Below are 17,700 nucleotides of genomic sequence, written 5' to 3'. Positions count from 1 at the left end.
GTAAACGAAAACGCCCGCTGCGGTACAGCGGGCGTTTTAAGCTTGGGCGGATCTGCTTGGGAGGAAGCAGAAACCTTTGAATTAACGCGAAGAAGCTTCGCGGGCGACGCGATGGATGTCCGAACGGTCGATTCCGAGGTCATGCAATTCGCGGTTGGTCATGCGGCCGAGTTCGGTGACCGTCTGACGATACTTGCGCCAGTTGTTGAAAGAGCGAGTGATGTTCATGTTAAGCCCCTTTCCGAGGGTTTGATCTGCCAGCAGCCACCCATCGGCGCTGACCTCTATTTGATGACCGGAATATATGTTGCGGTGCGAAGAAGGAAAACAGCCAAGTTTTCAGGTCACCTATGCGACGTATGCAATGCTTTCCACAATCTTACCGCAGTCTGGCCAACGAATAGGCAAAGTGAGTTGAGGGAATACTCGACCTTTGAAGCGGCGAGAGGTTGCGATGAGGAAATACCCCAGCCTCTGGCGGGTTATGCGCTGGACAGGCGGTTGGTCGCCGGTTGGACAAGCTGTCAATCGTTGCGATGGCCCCGCAAAGCGGCGCGATCACGAACGCGGCGCTGCGGTTTGAGGTGAAGAAAAATCCGGTGGACCTTGCTTTTCCGGTGGCACGGCGCAGCCCGCCCAGCATGTGCTAACCACTTGAACTTGCGTATTATATTGTCATCAAATAAAACGCCCGCCGGGGGAGGATCCGGCGGGCGCATTATAGTGACTGGCAACTGGGAGGAGGAGTGTTGCCAGTCCATCGCAGCGCGCTTGGGAGGAGGAGTGCGCGGCTGCGAATCTCGTCACGGACAAACAATCCGCGGGCGTCCGGCAGTGCCGGGCAGGGGCGCCATCCCCGTGCTTCGATACCTCGGTAAATAGTATGACTAATTGATTTTTTGCAGTGCAATAAATACATAATTGCTATGCGATATGCGCATAGCTGTTCAATCATATGCTCATACTAGCAGTTTCGACGTTAGCGCCCGGTTAACATCTGACCCAAATTAGACCAGTGAGGAATTCGCATATTTAGCCCTGAGGCGTTTGCGAAGCCGTCTGCTGCGTCTATAAATGTCGGAAGCCGCAGCGCCGGAGCGAGCGTCGCGGAACTGAGGGGTGGAAGCATGTATCGCGGCAGATTGGAGCGGGATCTCTCGCTCTGGGTGGGCAAGGGTCTGCTTGGAGAGGAAACGGCCGGCGCGCTTCTCGCCGAATATGACAGTCGCCCGGCCAGCTTCAGCCTCGGCCGGGTGCTGATGGCGCTGGCGGCGGTGCTGCTTGCTGCGGCCGTTCTGCTAGTCGTCGCCTCCAATTGGGAGGCCATTCCGCGCCTCGTTCGCGTCGGCGCCATCCTCGCTCTGATCTGGGCGGTGCATATTGCCGCCGCCCTGATGCTTGCCCGCGGTGCGGCCGCCGCCGCAAGCGGCCTGCTGGTCATCGGCGCGATGAGCTTTGGCGGCGCCATTTCGCTGGTCGGGCAGTTGTATCATCTCTCCGGCGACGAGCAGACGGTGATGTATCTCTGGTTCGCCATCGCGACGGTCTCGGCGATCCTCTTCCGTTCGGGCGCGGTGGTGGTCGTTGCAGGCTTTCTCTCCTGGGCCTCCTTCGCCGTTTACCTCGAGAACCATGATACGCATTGGATCGGGCTTGATCCCTGGATGGCGCCGGTCATGGCGGTGATTGTCATTGCGTTGGTGCGCTACACCGACGCGGCGCGAGCGCGTCATCTCGCCTATTTGCTGCTGATCGGCTGGCTTGCATGGCTCTACACGCTTTATGAGGAGATGGCGGTGGCGCTCGCCTTCGCCGTCGGCGGCATGGCGGGCGTCGTGCTGTCGGCGTTGCCGCATCCCCGTATCGCGCCTCTGGTCAGGAGTGCCGGCGCGGCCCCGGCTTTCTACAGCTTCCTCGTCGCTGCAATCGGCTTCCTGCTCCTGCATATCGAGATCGAGCAGGGATGGCGCCTGGTCGTGCTCGGTCTGGCGACACTTGCCGCCGCCGTGCTGGCGATCGCGCTGCACGGCAGGAACAATGGCGCCGTGCGTTACCTCGCCTATACGACTTTTGCCGCGGAGATGCTCTATCTCGCTTCCGTCACCGTCGGTTCGATCCTCGGCACGTCGAGCCTTTTCCTGTTTTCCGGTCTCGTGGTCGCGCTGGTCGCCTGGATCGTCATCCGTCTCGAGCGGCGCTTTTCCGCAAATGCACGGGAGGCGCGCGCATGAGTTCGTTGATGGCAAGGCTGCAGTCCGGCAAGGGCTACCTGCTTTCGGCGGTCATCGTCGCCGGCCTGCAGACCATAATCCTCGGCACGATCATCCAGAGCCGTGCGTCGATTCTCGGCAATGGCGCCGACGTGCTGCTGAAGACGGCCCCGGTCGATCCGCGCGATTTCCTGCGCGGCGATTATGTCGTCCTCAACTACGACATTTCCACCGTGCCGGTGCAGACGGTTTCCGGCGGCATTCCGGCCGAACCCGGCGAGCGCACGCTGTGGGTCCGGTTGAAAAAGCAGGCGGACGGTTTCTGGACGGTGACCGAATCGTCCTTCGACACGCTGCCGCCGCAGCCGGAGACGGTGATCCTGCGTAGCCAGCCATTCTATAGTGGCGGACTGGCTGCGGGCGACAGCATCCGCGTCGAATACGGCATCGAGCGTTATTACGTCCCCGAAGGTCAGGGTAAACCGCTGGAGGAGGCCCGCAATGACGGCAACGTCGCCATCGCGGTGCGCGTCTCGCCTGATGGAAGCGCGCAGATCCGCAGCCTGCTCGTCGATGGCAAGCCGGTTTACGACGAACCGCTTTACTGATCCCGCAAGCCTTCGGGGCAGGGGCGCTTTTAGGCCGCAAATCCCTGTCATTTGCCGTTCATTTTTCCTTTGCCTCGACCAAATCGGGTGATATAGAGACGCCGCGCTCCGGAAGGCCTCATGCGCAGGCATAGGCATGCGGTTCTGTGGACGCGGGTATGGTGAAATTGGTAGACACGCCAGATTTAGGTTCTGGTGCCGCAAGGCGTGGGAGTTCAAGTCTCTCTACCCGCACCAGGCTGTTTGCAGGGGGAGACTAAGAACTTGGTTGTCCCCGAATGACCGAAGGTTGTTCCGAATACTCGGAAGTGAGTGCCGTTCCCCTTTTGGCGGAATGATACAGGAATTGGGAAAAGCCACGCGCGGCACGCAGCCGGCGTCGTGCTCAAGGAAACGAACGGCGTCTGGGCACGGCCGCCACGACATGAAGGTAGGAAGACATGCAGGTTATCGAAACGCTCGCTGAAGGGCTGAAGCGCGAAATCAAGGTCGTTATCCCGGCCAAGGACATGGAAGACAAGATGAATGAGCGTCTTGCCGATGTGAAGGACAAGATCCGCATCAACGGCTTCCGTCCGGGCAAGGTCCCCGCAGCTCACCTGAAGAAGGTCTATGGCAAGTCGATCATGGCTGAGCTCGTCAACGAGATCGTCCGCGAACAGCCGACCGCCATCCTGTCCAGCCGCGGCGAAAAGTCGGCCACGCAGCCGGAAATCGCCATGACGGAAGACAAGGATGAAGCCGACAAGATCCTCTCCGCGCAGCAGGATTTCGAATTCACGCTTTCCTATGAAGTGCTGCCGCCGATCGAACTGAAGTCCGTCAAGGGCATCAAGGTCACGCGCGAAGTCATCGACATCTCGGATGACGAAGTCACCGAGCAGGTCCTGAAGGTTGCCGAAAGCGCCCGTTCCTACGAGAGCAAGACCGGCAAGGCCGCCAACGGCGACCGCGTCACCATGGATTATGTCGGCAAGGTCGACGGTGAAGCCTTCGAAGGCGGCACCGACCAGGGCGCCGAGCTGGTGATCGGTTCCGGCCGCTTCATCCCCGGCTTCGAAGACCAGCTCGTCGGCGTCAAGGCCGGCGAAGAGAAGACCATCACCGTCACCTTCCCGGCTGACTACCCGGCCAAGAACCTCGCCGGCAAGGAAGCGACCTTCGACATCACGGTCAAGGATGTCGCAGCCCCCGGCGCTGTCGAAATCAACGACGAACTCGCCTCCAAGCTCGGCATCGAATCCGCCGATCGCCTGAAGGAGATCGTCCGCGGCCAGATCGAATCGCAGTACGGCTCGCTGACCCGCCAGAAGCTGAAGCGTCAGATCCTCGACCAGCTCGACGAGATGTACAAGTTCGAGACCCCGGCTTCGCTCGTCGACGCCGAATACAACGGCATCTGGAGCCAGGTGAACAACGACCTCGCCCAGTCCGGCAAGACCTTCGAGGACGAAGATACCACCGAAGAGAAGGCCCGTGAGGAATACAAGACGCTCGCAGAGCGTCGCGTCCGCCTCGGTCTCGTTCTCTCCGAAATCGGCGAAAAGGCCGGTGTCGAAGTGACCGAAGACGAAATGCAGCGCGCCATCTACGATCAGCTGCGCCAGTATCCCGGCCAGGAAAAGCAGATCCTCGAATTCTTCCGCAGCCAGCCGGGTGCCGCCGCTTCGATCCGCGCGCCGATCTTCGAAGAGAAGGTCATCGATCACCTGCTGACCGAAATCGACGTCACCGACAAGAAGGTAACGAAGGAAGAGCTGCTCGCCGAGGAAGAAGGCGAAGCCAAGGCCGAGAGCAAGAAGGCCGCTCCGAAGAAGAAGGCTGCTGCCAAGGCCGAAGCCGCCGAGGCTGGCGAAGGCGAGGAAGCTGCCGCTCCGAAGAAAAAGGCTGCTCCGAAGAAGAAGGCTGCCGACGAAAGCGCCGAATAATCGCTTCCCGGTTCAGACGTTTGAAAGGCCCCGCCATCGCGCGGGGCCTTTTCTTTTTCGGCCATCCGGCGGTTCATCGTTCATCTGCAACAACAAATAGTTGAAATGAAGTATAATCCGATGCAGATTTGCTGGTGGTGGGAGGAACCTGAATATGACCGAAAAACACGACATGAAGAAACTGGTGGAGGAAATCTATGCTGTGCGCGGTCGCGGCGATATCGAGGGTACGCTGGCGCTGATCGGCGATGATTGTACCTTCCGGATGGCCGGCAATACACGGTTGTCGCCTCTTTCGACTGAAGTGGGCGGGCAGGCTTTTCGCCAAGTGATAGCGCAGCTCATCACTGTGTGGGATCTATCCAATGTCAACACAACCGGCATCTATGTGGACGAGGACGAGCATATTGTCTTCGCCCATCGCGAAGGCGAGGTCAGGCACATCCCATCGGGGGTGAGCTTCTACACGGAATACGTCGACAAGATTCATTTCAGGGATGGGAAGCCGGTCAAGATCGTCGAATTCGTCGACACGCTGCAAGTGGCCGAGACGAGCCAGATCATCCAGATCGCCTAAACGGAAGTCACAGTCGGAGCCAACCGGCTTCGACTGTGATGGCGTCCATCATTTCCGTTCGAAGGCCTCAGCCGCCGTTGCGTGAATTGCAGCTCAATTCGCGCCCCGTGTCAGTTGCGCGACTTTCCTGACATGGCTGACGGCTGCGGTTCCGCCCGATGTCTTGGTGAACAGGCTGAGAGTCTCTTCCTCGTCGTCGGCGACCGGCGTCAGAGCCTGATCCATATAGGCCTTCGACTTGGCGTCCCGCGAAATCAGGAAGGCCGAAATCGTCAGGCCGATGATCGTGCCGGCGAGAGAAGCATGTTTGCTGAACGTTTCCCAGGCAAAGCGCGGCCAGAAGAGCAGCGGATTTTCGCGCGGCAGTTCGGGGCGTCGCTCCGATGGCGTCTTCAGGCGCAGAAGGCCGCTTTGCAGCGGATGCACGTTTTCGAGCGGCACAGTGGTGGCAAAGGACACGAGAACCTTGACGAGCCTTGCCAGCGGCACGCCGGTCGCCACGGCACGCCGCAGCAGCGTCTTCATGTGATCCGGCGAATAATAGACCGACCATGCCTCGTGGTAGATGTCTTCCCACTGCTGCTTGCTCATCTTGGGGTGCGCAGTGCAGACGTGCTCGACATCGTAAATGTTGAGATCGCCGTCCATCTCGACGCCCTTCTTCCACAGGACCTGATGGTCCTCGGAACCTGGCAGCGGTGTCAGGATGAAGAATTCGATCACGTCGAGCGGCAGCTCTTCCTGAATGATCGCGATATCGCGGCGGATCGATTCCGGCGTGTCGGCGGGGAAGCCCAAGATATAACCGGCCAGCGTCATGATGCCCTGCGCCTTCCAGGCGAGCAGCATCTTGCGGTATTCGGTGATCTTGTTCTGGTTCTTCTTGGCGGCGGTCAGATTATCAGGATTGACGTTTTCGAGGCCGATGAAGACGCGGGTGACGCCGGCGCGCCGGGATTTTTCGATGAAGTTCGGGATCTTGTGGCAGAGCGTGTCGACCTGGATCATCAGGCCGAGCGGAATGCCGTCCCGCTCCTTGAGCTCGATCAGCCGATCGAAGATCGCCTCCCAATCCTTGTTGCGGGCAAAATTATCGTCGGTAATGAAGAATTTATGGATGCCCTGCGCCCAGTTCATCCGCACCAGCTTTTCGACATCGTCGGCCGAGCGGAAGCGCGACTTGCGCCCCTGCACGTTGATAATGGTGCAGAATGAGCACTGATAGGGACAGCCGCGCCCGGCATCGAAGCTGGTGCTGAGGCCGAGCGTGCGCTGGATATTATCCTTCGGCAGGAAGGGCACCGGCGTGCCGCCGATGCCCGGAAGGTCGTTCATGAAATTATAGAGCGGCTTCAGCGCGCCGCTGGCAGCGTCGCGCAGCACCATCTCCAGCCGGCCCTCGGCCTCGCCGGCGAACATCGAGATGCCCATGTCGCGGCAGGCGTCGAGCCCGACCGCCTGGCCGTCGAGCATCGAGAGGCAGCCGGACACGTGGAAGCCGCCCATCGAAACCGGCAGGCCGGCATTGCGGAAGGGGCGGGCGATATCGAGCGCGCGCGGATATTGGTTCGACTGGACGCCGACCAGCGCGACCATCCCGAAATTACCGTGACGCTTGAACTGGGCGAGCAGGCGAGGAAAATCGATGCGCGTATTGGTCTCGTCGATCACGGTGATGTCGATCGCGGTATCGGGCCCGAGCACCTGGCGCTCGGCGCATTCGGCGGCGATGCCGTAGAGAGCCGCGAGCGAATTGGACGGGATCATCGCCCGCCACCAGCGGATGACGTAACCATCGTCGTCGTAATGCGACGGCTTGATCAGGATGAGCTGAAAACGCCTGTGCGCTGGCTCCAAGACATGGGACAAGAGTATCTATCTTTCTCTAAAAACCGTTGCCCGGAGGCAATGCGGATCTGAAGGCGAAAATCAGGCACGGCGTATCGATGTCGTATGGAGATATAAAAGCGAAGGCATAGCGTCGCTGCATGCAACCAGTTTCGTGCGACGCACAATCCTCAATATACTACATGATATCGAGCAGCAATGCGCGGTGGTCGGAGACCTCGGGCGCCTCGACCACCTCGAACCTGGCAACCTTCACCTCCGGCGTGACCAGCATGTAGTCGGCAAAGCGGCCCTCCTTCAGATAGTAGGAGGTTCTCGTGTCCACAAGGCCATTTGCGGTGACGAGGTCGGAAAGGCCTAATCGGGCAAGGATCTCAAAGGTCGTACTGCCGGGGAGCACGTTGAAATCGCCGCAGACCACCAGCCCTTCGTCGCCGGGCCAGACCCGTTCGATGAGACCGACCAGCGCCGAAGCCTGCTCTTCGCGCGCCGGCGTATCGCCCTTGCCCGCAGGGTCCCGCAAGCCGTGCATGTGGGCGATCGTCACGCTGGAAGCATGCCGGTGGCTGAAAAGGCGGATGCAATGGGCATTCCGCGGCCGCGGATGTTGCCCCCAGCCATCGCAGGAATAATGGCCATGCACAAAATCCAGCCCCTGGGCGATGACGGAATATGATTTGCGCACGAAGGTCGCCAATCCGAATGCGGCAGCGATGGTGGTGTCGCCGTCGAAGAGTTCACCTCTCGATGTCGGGCAGAAGAAACCGTCATGGCCGGGCAGGGCGGCGCTGATTTCTTCGAAGAGATTGGGGCGCTGCGGCAGTTCCGCCTTCGCATCACGATAGATCGCCCATCCCGGGGCCGCACCCGGCGCCCGTAGCACCTCCTGCAGGCACAGCACGTCGGGATCGGCCTGCCTGACATAGGCGATCAGGGCCTCGTGCAGCCTGCCGCCCCATGCGTTCAGCGAAATGATCCGCAATGTCCTTTGGCTCCGTTTTGGCAGCCGGATTCAAACGCCGGCACTGCTGCGGGCCCTAAAGCGCGTCGCGATCTTTCAGATTCGCTCCTTGCGCTCTAGGTCTTTGTTTTCTCGTATGTCGTTGCCGCAAAACCGCTGCACACTTTTGCGCGACATGCTTTAGAGTTCCGACTTGATGTCGCCCATCCGGTTCCAGGCGTCGAGGCCGGCAATCTTGTAGGCTTCGGCGAGTGTGGGATAGTTGAAGGTGTTTTCGACGAAATATTCGACCGTGCCTTTGAGATTGAGCACTGCCTGGCCGATATGCACCAGCTCGGTGGCGCCTTCGCCGACGATATGCACGCCGAGCAGGCGGCGCGTCTTCAGCGAGAAGATCAGCTTCAAAAGCCCGGTATCAAGGCCCATGATGTGGCCGCGCGAGGTCTCGCGGAAGCGGGCAATACCACATTCATAAGGAATGCCGCGCTCCTTCATTTCCTCTTCGGTCAGGCCGCAGGTCGAAATCTCCGGCACGGCATAGATGCCGTAAGGGAAATATTTCTGCGGCTCCTTGGCGACTGCGCCGATCGCCACGCGCGCGGCGATGCGGCCCTGTTCCATCGAGGTCGAGGCGAGGCTCGGGAAGCCGACGACGTCGCCGGCGGCATAGACGTTGGCAACCGATGTCTGGAACGTCTCGGGATTGACTTTCAGGCGGCCGCGGCTGTCCGCCTCCAGGCCAATCGCCTCCAGGTTCAGCGTGTCGGTCGCCCCCATGCGGCCGGCGGCGAAAAGCACCATATCGGTGGTCAGGCGACGGCCGCTGTCGAGCGTCAGCTCGACCTTGCCGTTTTCGAGCGTCTCGACCCTGTCGGCCTTCTGGCCGAGCAGCAGCTTCATGTTGCGGTCGCGCAGCTGATAGGTAAAATCCTCGACGATTTCCTTGTCGATGAAGTCGAGCATTGTTGCCTTCGGGTCGATGACGGTGACGGCGGTGTCGAGGGCGCTAAAGATCGTCGCATATTCGATGCCGATGACGCCGGCGCCGATGACGATCATCGAGCGCGGCAATTCCTGGATGTCGAGCAGTTCGTCGCTGTCGAGAACCGTCTTGCCGTCGAAGGGCATGTAATCCGGGCGGAACGGCTTGGTGCCGACGGCAAGCAGCACGCTGGCGGCGCTGACCTGGGTGATCTCGCCGTCATCCTTGACGACCTGCAGCGTCGATGCGTCGACGAAGCTCGCCTTGCCGCGCATATGGTGCACGCGATTGCGGGCGAACTGATGCTCGAGCACTTCCACTTCATGGTTGAGCGTAATCAGCAGGCGACGGCGAAGGTCTTCGGCGCTGATTTCCTGCTTGACGCGGTAGGATCGCCCATAAAAACCGCGTTCGCGCCAGCCGGAAAGATTGAGCGCCGTCTCGCGCAGCGTCTTCGAGGGAATGGTGCCGGTATGAACGGACACGCCGCCGACACGCTTGCCCTGCTCGATGACGAGCACTTTCTTGCCGAGCTTTGCAGCCTGGATCGCGCCGCGGCGCCCTGCGGGACCGCTACCCACCACAACGAGATCGTACTGAAACATCCTCTAGCCTCGGATTGGAAATGGAATCATTTTGCGACAAAAATGTCGCTCCTCTATCGGTAGCCGGTCAATGTTACAGATTGTTTTACGACGCCGATTCAGCCGGATCTGTGTTCTATCAGCGTCAGCCCCTTTAGGCCGACATGGCCGTTCTTGCCGATGATGATCTGGTCATGGACGATGATATCAAGGGCCTTCGCGGCGTCGATGATCACCTTCGTCATATCGATGTCCGTGCGCGACGATTGTTCATGCGCGGGTGATGTAGTCCGCGGAAATATCGCCCACTCTCGTAACGCCGAGCAACGCCATATTGCTATAGAGTTCCGTCTTCAGGATATCCGCCGCCCTAAGTACACCCGGTAGCCCTGCGACTGCCGCCGCATAAAGGAACGGCCTGCCCACGAACACGAAACAGGCGCCGAGCGCCAATGCCTTCATGATATCAGTTCCACGCCGGATGCCGCCGTCGACCATGACGGCAATGCTATCTCCGACACGTGCCGCAATCTCCGGAAGGACCTGAAGGGGAGATGCGGTGCCGTCGAGCTGGCGCCCGCCATGATTGGAGACGATCACTCCATCCGCCCCGGTATCGGCAGCCCGTGCCGCGTCCTCGGGATGCATGATCCCCTTGACGACGAGCTTGCCTGACCACCGCTTGCGTATCCGTTCCAAATGGCTCCAGTTGAGATGGTCACGCTTGCCGAAATCGCGCGTGACGTTCGAGGAGATGATCGGCGCGCCTCTTGTGGCGTAGGAATTTTCAAAATGCGGAATTCCGTGCCGGGCGATCGTGCGCAGGAATGTGCCGGTGGTCCAGCGCGGGTGCGAGATACCCTGCCATGCCAAGCGCAGACCGGGACGCAGAGGCGTCGAAAACCCGGCCCTGACATTGTTTTCACGGTTGGGCAGCGTCGCCGTGTCCACGGTCAGCAGAAGCGTGTCGATGCCGGCCGCCGCGACGCGATCGATCAGAGCATCGATACGATCGGGTTCGCCGGGCAAATAGGCCTGAAACCATGCCTGCGGGGAGGCCGCAGCGATCTCTTCCAGGGGGATGAGTGACGAACCGCTGATGATCATCGGGATTCCCGATTGGTCCGCGCCTTGCGCGAGCACGATGTCCCCCCGATAGGCCATCAGCGCGCTGATCCCCATCGGTGCGATGCCGAACGGTACGGCATGCGTCTTGCCGAAGAGGCTCGTTGTGGTGCTGCGCGTCGAGACGTCCCGAAGCACACGTGGCCGGAAGGCATAGGCCTGGAAGGCCTCTGCGTTATGCCGCAGCGACGCGTTGGTCTCGGTTGCCCCGGCGATATAACCGAACAGCGGCTTCGGCAGATGTCGCCGCGCCTTGATTTCGAAGTCGTCGAGGCAGAGCACGTCGCGGCAGAGCCGGGTCGATCGATCAGTATTACCGCTGCGGATCGTCATGAGCTTTATCTTCTCGGTCCCCGGCGGGCATTGTTCAGCGATTGGGGGCTGATTGCATACAATCGCGCACCACCGACTGCTGTCAACTGCGGCCTTGCTTATCAGATCAGCTTCAGCCCCTTCAGGCTGACATGGCCGTCCTTGCCGATGATGATGTGGTCGTGGATGGTGATGTCGAGGGCCTTGGCCGCCTCGATGATCACCTTCGTCATGTCGATGTCGGCGCGTGAGGGCGTCGGGTCGCCGGACGGGTGGTTGTGGACGAGGATGATCGCCGTTGCCGAAAGCTCGAGCGCGCGCTTGACCACTTCGCGCGGATAGACCGGCGTATGGTCGACCGTGCCACGGCCCTGCACCTCGTCGGCGATCAGCACATTGCGCTTGTCGAGGAAGAGGATGCGGAATTGTTCGCGGGTCTCGTGCGCCATGGCGGCGTGGCAGTATTGAATGACCGAGGACCAGGAGGACAGCACCTGCTTGCTTCTGATCTCGCTTTTCAGCGTCCGGTGGGCCACCGTCGAGATCAGTTTCAGGTCGAGGGCTACATTCTCGCCAACGCCCTTGACCTCGGTCAGCAGCGCCGCCGGCGCGCCAAAAACGCCGGAAAGCGAGCCGAACCGTTCAATCAGTGCCTTGGCGATCGGTTTGGTGTCGCGCCGCGGGATCAGGCGGAAAAGCAGAAGCTCGAGGATTTCGTAGTCGGCAAGCGCCGTGTCGCCCTGTTCGCGAAAGCGGTCACGCAGCCGCTCGCGGTGACCGTGGTAATGTTCCGGTGTGGAGAGTGAGGCGTGCAGGGCGGTCCGGGCATTCGGCGCAGTTGGGTTTTGCGGCCGGCCGCCGAAGAACGAACGTTCGTCGGCAACCGGCTCTTCAGTCGCGAAAGGCAGCTCGTCGTCGGAAGATGTCGCAGCAGGCCCCTTCGCCATCGGCTCGTTACCTGGCAAGCGACGGCAGTCCGGGCCGATCGAGCCCGGCAGGTGACAGCGTGAAGATTTCGCAGCCGTCGGCGGTGACGCCGACCGTATGTTCGTATTGCGCCGAAAGCGAGCGGTCGCGGGTCACCGCCGTCCAGCCGTCAGCCAGCACCTTCACATGCGGCCGGCCGAGATTGATCATCGGCTCAATGGTGAAGATCATGCCCTCGCGCAGTTCCGGCCCCTCATTGGCGCGGCCGTAATGCAGGATATTCGGCGAATCATGGAACAGCCGGCCGACGCCATGGCCGCAGAAATCGCGCACCACCGAACAGCGCTCGGCCTCCGCATAGGTCTGGATCGCTTCGCCGATCGCGCCGGTGCGGGCGCCGGGCCTGACCGCGGCAATGCCGCGCATCAGTGATTCATAGGTTACTTCGAGCAGTCGCTCGGCGGCCCGCTTGACCGTGCCGACGGGATACATCCGGCTGGAATCGCCATGCCAGCCATCGAGCACGAAGGTGACGTCGATATTGACGATATCGCCTTCGCGCAGCGGCTTGTCGTTCGGGATGCCGTGGCAGACCACATGATTGATCGAGGTGCAGGTCGACTTGGTATAGCCGCGATAGTTCAGCGTCGCCGGATAGGCGCCGTGGTCCATGCCGAAATCGAAGACGAACCGGTCGATCTCGTCAGTCAGCAGGCCCGGCTTGACGATATCGGCCAGCGCATCGAGGCAGCGGGCGGTCAGCTGGCATGCCTTGCGCATGCCGTCGAATGCTTGCGTGTCGTAAAGCCGGATGGCGCCGGTATTCTTCGGCGGCGCGGAAGAGGCTTCGATATAGTTCACCATTGCAGGGCCTTAGCGGAGAATATTAGCTTTGTTCATAATGCAGCTATGACGGGTTCGTCCATCGCGATCAACTGTCGGGGCAAGATTTCTGAAGGGATTTGGCCGCCTTCCGCAGCCATTGCCCGCCGAATTAATCGTGCCGACCGAAATATCCACAATCTTCCCAAAGGGATAGGATTGATTGGAGAAAGTCTCCCCGCTACTCACCGATTGGTGACAGCGGGGAAGGGTCGGTCATGCTGAATGAAGCGGTAAATCTTGATAGTTCGCCCGGAGCCGGTGGCGAGCCGGAGCGACGCGTGCGCGATCGCGGCGCCACCGAGCGCGCCATCCTTGCCGCCGCCAAGGGCCTGCTGGCGGAGGAAGGCTTCCAGAATTTCGGCATCAATGCGGTCGCCCGCCGCGCCGGGTGCGACAAGCAGCTGATCTATCGCTATTATGGCGGTCTTGACGGTCTGGTCGAGGCGATCGGCGCCGATCTCGGCACATGGGTGAGGGATCGCATTCCGGAAGATGCCGGCGGCATGTTCCTGCTCACTTACGGCGATCTGATGGAGCGGCTGGCGCTGCTTCTGCTCGACGCCTTGAGAAACGATCCGCTAATGCGTCGCATCCTTGCCTGGGAGGTCTCGGAAAATACCGAGCAGGTGAGGCGGCTGTCCGAGGCACGTTCGAAAGCGCTCGCCCTCTGGCTGGATCGCATGCGCGGTTCGCTGGCGCCGCCGAAGGGCGTGGACGCGACCGCCGTCAACGCGGTCGTCATCGCAGCGATCCAACACCTGGTGCTTGCAGGGGCGGCCGGCGGCCAGTGCGCTGGCCTTTCACTGAAGACATCAAAGGATTGGGAGAAGGCGGCGACGGCACTGAAGCGTCTCGTGCGCGGCGTCTATGGCTGACATTCGCGTTATCCACAGGAGGCGGGTCCGGCGTTAACCTTAACAAATGGTTTACGTTGCGTGGGGCGGGTTAAGCCGACACTGTGCCATCAGCAGAGATGGTACGAGTGAGAGTCCCGAGTTGACGTCCATGGGAAGCAAGATCGCCAGGGCCGTGTTCCTGGTGACGGCAATAATGTTCTTCGCAGTCCTGGCGCTGGATATCGCCATTCCGACGCTGGTGCTTTGCACCATGGCATTGTCGACCTGGGTGGTCTCGCTCGATCTGCCCGTCGTGCGCAAGCAAAGAGGAGAGGCCGCATGAGGTGGTTTCTGATCTTCTGGGCCGGCCCCATCGTCTTTCTGGGCGGATGGTACTGGCTCTCCTATTACGACATCAATTTCGGCTTCCTGATGCTGACGCGCCAGATCCATGACCTGACGTTCCAGATCTACGGCGAGGCGCTCGGCATGCCGCCGGAGGCCATCCCGCCGCTCGTTGCCCGGGCAATCGCCGTCGACAGTCTCGTCGTCTTCGCTATCCTTGGCTTCAGGAAGCGCAAGCCGATCATGGCTTGGTGGCAGGCGCGTCAGGCGCTGAATTCATCTCCATCAGACCTTGCCAGCAAGGAAAGCCTGTCGAGCGCGCCCTGAAGGATGAAGCTGGCCGCCGCCGAATCGATCCGTTCGGCGCGTTTGGCCCGCGAGACGTCCATTTCGAGCAGCGTCCGTTCGGCGGCGACTGTCGACAGCCGCTCATCCCAATAGACGAAGGGCAGCGCCGTTTTCTGCTCCATATTGCGCACGAAGGCGCGCGTCGCCTGCACGCGTGGGCCTGCCGATCCGTCCATGTTCATCGGCAGTCCGATCACGAAACCAGCGACCTTTTCCTTTGCCGCGAAATCCAGCAGCGCCTGCGCATCGATGGTGAATTTGGCACGGCGGATCACCGGTCGCGGCGTGGCGAAACGCCGTCCGAGATCGGACATCGAAAGCCCGATCGTCTTGGTGCCGAGATCGAGGCCGGCGATTGCCTGCCCGGGGGCGAGGGTCGCGGCCATTTCCTCGATGGTCAGCACAGTCATTCCATTTCATCCCGTCAAAAGAAATTGAAGTCGCCGCGGCTTTTCTTCGCCCGCGCATGAGATATGTCCATACCATCCAAATAGGCTTTTGCATCATCGAATAAGGGAGAGATTTTATGAAGATCACCTGGCTCGGCCATTCCGCCTTTCGCATCGAAACCGGCAAGGCGAAGATCCTGCTCGACCCATTCCTCAATCATAACGCTTCCTTTGCCGGCCAGGACATCAAGGATGTTTCTTCAGGCATCACCCATATCCTGCTGACGCACGGGCACGGCGACCATGTCGGCGATACGATCGCCCTCGCCAAGGAAACCGGCGCCGTCGTTCTCGCCAATGCCGATCTCGCCGCCTGGCTGGGTTCCAAGGGCGTCGACAGGATCGAGATGGGCAATACCGGCGGCACGATCACACTCGGCGGCTTCTCGGCGACCTTCACCAATGCGCTGCATTCCTCCGCCCAGATCACTGAGGACGGCGTCTCGCATGCGCTCGGCAACGCCAACGGCCTGATGTTGCATTTCGACGATGAGGCCTCGATCTTCGCCATGGGCGACACCGACATCTTCTCCGACATGGGGCTGATCAACGAACTGCACCAACCCGATATCGGTTTCGTCCCGGTCGGCAACCGCTTCACCATGGGCGGCGCGGTGGCGGCACTCGCCTGCCAGCGTTATTTCAGCTTCAAGACCGCCATCCCCTGCCATTTCGGCACCTTCCCGATCATCGATCAGACCGCCGATAAGTTCATCGACGGCATGGAGGGATCGAAGACGCAGGTGAAGGCGCTGAAGCCTGCCGAGAGCCTGACGATCTGACGAAACCCCGTTGCACCGGGCGGACATGGCCTTTATAGCGGGTAGGAAAAATCCTATTCGGAGAATGCCATGTCCGTCGATCTTGCCACCGTGAAGCGTGTCGCCAAACTTGCCCGTATTGCCGTCTCCGAGGATGAGGCAAATCGCATGGTCGGCGAGCTGAACGGTATCCTGGGCTTCGTCGAGCAGCTCTCCGAAGTCAATGTCGACGGCGTCGAGGCGATGACGTCGGTCACTCCGATGGCGATGAAGAAGCGGGCCGATGCGGTGACCGATGGCAACAAGGCGGCCGATATCGTCGCCAACGCGCCTGTCACCGACCATAATTTCTTCCTGGTGCCGAAAGTCGTCGAATAGGGCGTCGAAAGCCTCTTTCCGACTCTGTTGCCTTATTAAAGATCTGAAGCGAAAACACGATGAGCGAACTCACCAGCCTGACCATTGCCGAAGCCCGCCGCAAGCTGCGCGCCAAGGAAATCACCGCAATCGAACTCACCGACGCTTATATCGCGGCGATCGATGCGGCCAATGAGCGGCTGAACGCCTATGTGAAGGTCACGCCCGATCTGGCCCGCGTTATGGCCAGGAAATCGGACGAGCGCATCGCCGCCGGCACGGCCGGCGAGCTGGAAGGTATTCCGCTCGGCATCAAGGATCTCTTCGCCACCGTCGGTGTCCACACCCAGGCCTGCAGCCATATCCTCGACGGCTTCGAGCCGCGTTATGAATCAACCGTCACGCAGAACCTCTGGGACGACGGCGCCGTCATGCTCGGCAAGCTGAACATGGACGAATTCGCCATGGGCTCGTCCAACGAGACCTCCTACTACGGCCCGGTGATCAATCCCTGGCGGGCTGAGGGCTCCAACCAGCAGCTCGTTCCGGGCGGCTCCTCCGGCGGCTCGGCCGCGGCCGTCGCCGCGCATCTTTGCGCCGGCGCCACCGCGACCGATACCGGCGGCTCGATCCGCCAGCCCGCCGCCTTCACCGGCACCGTCGGCATCAAGCCTACCTATGGCCGCTGCTCGCGCTGGGGCACCGTGGCTTTCGCCTCTTCGCTCGATCAGGCCGGTCCGATCGCCCGCGATGTGCGCGATGCCGCCATCCTTTTGAAGTCGATGGCAAGCGTCGACTCCAAGGACACGACCTCAGTCGATCTGCCCGTGCCGGACTACGAGGCCGCCCTCGGCCAGTCGCTGAAGGGCATGAAGATCGGCATCCCGAACGAATATCGCGTCGACGGCATGCCTGAGGAGATCGAGAGCCTGTGGCGCCAGGGCATTGCCTGGCTGAAGGATGCCGGCGCCGAGATCGTCGATATCTCGCTGCCGCACACCAAATATGCGCTTCCTGCCTATTACATCGTTGCCCCCGCCGAGGCATCTTCGAATCTGGCGCGCTACGACGGCGTGCGTTACGGCCTGCGCGTCGACGGCAAGGATATCGTCGACATGTACGAGAAGACGCGCGCCGCCGGCTTCGGCCAGGAAGTCAAGCGCCGCATCATGATCGGCACCTATGTGCTGTCGGCCGGCTACTACGATGCCTACTACATCCGCGCCCAGAAGGTCCGCACGCTGATCAAGCGCGATTTCGAACTCGCCTTCGACGCCGGCGTCGATGCCATCCTGACCCCGGCCACCCCATCCTCTGCCTTCGGCGTCGCCGACGAGGACCTCGCCGCCGATCCGGTGAAGATGTATCTGAACGACATCTTTACGGTGACGGTCAACATGGCCGGCCTGCCCGGCATCGCCGTGCCCGCCGGCCTCGACCACAAAGGCCTGCCGCTCGGCCTGCAGCTGATCGGCAAACCCTTCGACGAGGAAACCCTCTTTAAGACCGCTTACGTCATCGAACAGGCCGCCGGAAAATTTACGCCGGCCAAGTGGTGGTAACGGTCCTAACGATGCGAAAGATCGCCGACGCCGACCACGAAATGATTGGCATTGTTGGTTTTGCCGCATGCTTGGCTGATCGATAGCCGAACAGC

Annotated in this window: 18 protein-coding genes, 1 tRNA gene and 1 pseudogene; 11 read left to right on the top strand and 9 right to left on the bottom strand. The window is 60.9% G+C overall.

Features of this window, described 5'->3' with window-relative positions:
- Window positions 1–81: 81 nt before the first annotated feature.
- The gene (locus EFD56_RS14625) at window positions 82–228 is read right to left on the bottom strand and encodes a DUF1127 domain-containing protein (RefSeq protein ID WP_004678838.1); all 147 of its coding nucleotides are present in this window, start codon (window positions 226–228) and stop codon (window positions 82–84) included.
- Window positions 229–1,127: 899 nt separating this feature from the next.
- Here EFD56_RS14625 and EFD56_RS14620 point away from each other — a divergent pair.
- The 5 genes from EFD56_RS14620 to EFD56_RS14600 all read left to right on the top strand — a co-directional run bounded on the left by EFD56_RS14620 (window position 1,128) and on the right by EFD56_RS14600 (window position 5,323).
- Window positions 1,128–2,231 carry a DUF2157 domain-containing protein gene (locus EFD56_RS14620; protein ID WP_126905604.1) on the top strand — a complete coding sequence of 368 codons (1,104 nt, stop codon included), beginning with the start codon at window positions 1,128–1,130 and terminating at the stop codon, window positions 2,229–2,231.
- A complete protein-coding gene (locus tag EFD56_RS14615) occupies window positions 2,228–2,818 on the top strand; it encodes a GDYXXLXY domain-containing protein (protein ID WP_126905603.1) in 591 nt (196 codons plus the stop codon). The genes EFD56_RS14620 and EFD56_RS14615 overlap by 4 nt, the downstream gene beginning before the upstream one ends.
- 152 nt (window positions 2,819–2,970) lie before the next feature.
- Window positions 2,971–3,055 (top strand) — tRNA-Leu (locus tag EFD56_RS14610).
- A 203-nt stretch (window positions 3,056–3,258) separates the two neighbouring features.
- Window positions 3,259–4,746 (top strand): trigger factor, encoded by a 1,488-nt coding sequence (tig, locus tag EFD56_RS14605; RefSeq protein ID WP_126905602.1) that lies wholly within the window; start codon window positions 3,259–3,261, stop codon window positions 4,744–4,746.
- Between the two features lie 154 nt (window positions 4,747–4,900).
- Window positions 4,901–5,323 carry a nuclear transport factor 2 family protein gene (locus EFD56_RS14600; protein ID WP_126905601.1) on the top strand — a complete coding sequence of 141 codons (423 nt, stop codon included), beginning with the start codon at window positions 4,901–4,903 and terminating at the stop codon, window positions 5,321–5,323.
- Between the two features lie 93 nt (window positions 5,324–5,416).
- Here EFD56_RS14600 and EFD56_RS14595 read toward each other — a convergent pair whose 3' ends face one another.
- From EFD56_RS14595 to map, 7 genes and pseudogenes are all read right to left on the bottom strand, one after another.
- Window positions 5,417–7,192 carry a B12-binding domain-containing radical SAM protein gene (locus tag EFD56_RS14595; protein ID WP_126905600.1) on the bottom strand — a complete coding sequence of 592 codons (1,776 nt, stop codon included), beginning with the start codon at window positions 7,190–7,192 and terminating at the stop codon, window positions 5,417–5,419.
- Window positions 7,193–7,349: 157 nt separating this feature from the next.
- Window positions 7,350–8,153 carry an endonuclease/exonuclease/phosphatase family protein gene (locus tag EFD56_RS14590; RefSeq protein ID WP_126905599.1) on the bottom strand — a complete coding sequence of 268 codons (804 nt, stop codon included), beginning with the start codon at window positions 8,151–8,153 and terminating at the stop codon, window positions 7,350–7,352.
- A gap of 159 nt (window positions 8,154–8,312) precedes the next feature.
- A complete protein-coding gene (gene sthA, locus EFD56_RS14585) occupies window positions 8,313–9,719 on the bottom strand; it encodes a Si-specific NAD(P)(+) transhydrogenase (protein ID WP_064818089.1) in 1,407 nt (468 codons plus the stop codon).
- 98 nt (window positions 9,720–9,817) lie between these two features.
- Window positions 9,818–9,961, bottom strand: a pseudogene (locus EFD56_RS14580) (JAB domain-containing protein); the annotation flags it as partial.
- A gap of 7 nt (window positions 9,962–9,968) precedes the next feature.
- Window positions 9,969–11,156 (bottom strand): alpha-hydroxy acid oxidase, encoded by a 1,188-nt coding sequence (locus tag EFD56_RS14575; protein WP_126905598.1) that lies wholly within the window; start codon window positions 11,154–11,156, stop codon window positions 9,969–9,971.
- 101 nt (window positions 11,157–11,257) lie between these two features.
- Window positions 11,258–12,082, bottom strand: coding sequence for a RadC family protein (radC, locus tag EFD56_RS14570; protein WP_126905597.1), 825 nt, complete (start codon window positions 12,080–12,082; stop codon window positions 11,258–11,260).
- 7 nt (window positions 12,083–12,089) lie between these two features.
- A complete protein-coding gene (gene map, locus EFD56_RS14565) occupies window positions 12,090–12,926 on the bottom strand; it encodes a type I methionyl aminopeptidase (protein ID WP_004673840.1) in 837 nt (278 codons plus the stop codon).
- A 236-nt stretch (window positions 12,927–13,162) separates the two neighbouring features.
- On the opposite strand from map, the gene EFD56_RS14560 reads away from it, so the two are divergent.
- The 3 genes from EFD56_RS14560 (at window position 13,163) to EFD56_RS14555 (ending at window position 14,455) form a co-directional block, all read left to right on the top strand.
- Window positions 13,163–13,822, top strand: coding sequence for a TetR/AcrR family transcriptional regulator (locus tag EFD56_RS14560; protein ID WP_126905596.1), 660 nt, complete (start codon window positions 13,163–13,165; stop codon window positions 13,820–13,822).
- Between the two features lie 130 nt (window positions 13,823–13,952).
- Entirely contained in the window at window positions 13,953–14,126 is a 174-nt protein-coding gene (locus tag EFD56_RS32615; protein WP_164736829.1) for a hypothetical protein, read from the top strand.
- Window positions 14,123–14,455, top strand: a complete 333-nt coding sequence (locus tag EFD56_RS14555) for a DUF6105 family protein (protein WP_012483622.1) — start codon at window positions 14,123–14,125, stop codon at window positions 14,453–14,455. Before EFD56_RS32615 ends, EFD56_RS14555 begins: the two co-directional genes overlap by 4 nt.
- On the opposite strand, the gene ruvX is transcribed toward EFD56_RS14555, so the two are convergent.
- Window positions 14,392–14,886, bottom strand: a complete 495-nt coding sequence (gene ruvX / locus EFD56_RS14550; RefSeq protein WP_037138415.1) for a Holliday junction resolvase RuvX — start codon at window positions 14,884–14,886, stop codon at window positions 14,392–14,394. The genes EFD56_RS14555 and ruvX overlap by 64 nt on opposite strands.
- 116 nt (window positions 14,887–15,002) lie before the next feature.
- On the opposite strand from ruvX, the gene EFD56_RS14545 reads away from it, so the two are divergent.
- The 3 genes from EFD56_RS14545 (at window position 15,003) to gatA (ending at window position 17,605) form a co-directional block, all read left to right on the top strand.
- The gene (locus EFD56_RS14545; protein WP_126905595.1) at window positions 15,003–15,707 is read left to right on the top strand and encodes a metal-dependent hydrolase; all 705 of its coding nucleotides are present in this window, start codon (window positions 15,003–15,005) and stop codon (window positions 15,705–15,707) included.
- A 69-nt stretch (window positions 15,708–15,776) separates the two neighbouring features.
- Window positions 15,777–16,064: an Asp-tRNA(Asn)/Glu-tRNA(Gln) amidotransferase subunit GatC gene (gatC, locus tag EFD56_RS14540; RefSeq protein WP_064825188.1), complete on the top strand. Its 288-nt coding sequence runs from the start codon at window positions 15,777–15,779 to the stop codon at window positions 16,062–16,064.
- Window positions 16,065–16,123: 59 nt separating this feature from the next.
- Window positions 16,124–17,605 carry an Asp-tRNA(Asn)/Glu-tRNA(Gln) amidotransferase subunit GatA gene (gene gatA / locus EFD56_RS14535; RefSeq protein ID WP_064831001.1) on the top strand — a complete coding sequence of 494 codons (1,482 nt, stop codon included), beginning with the start codon at window positions 16,124–16,126 and terminating at the stop codon, window positions 17,603–17,605.
- Window positions 17,606–17,700 lie beyond the last annotated feature (95 nt).

Origin of the sequence: Rhizobium phaseoli (assembly GCF_003985125.1) — a bacterium.
Taxonomy (GTDB): Bacteria; Pseudomonadota; Alphaproteobacteria; order Rhizobiales; family Rhizobiaceae; genus Rhizobium; species Rhizobium phaseoli.
The sequence above is the reverse complement of the archived record's forward strand: the minus strand, read 5'-3'. Positions and strand labels throughout refer to the sequence as shown.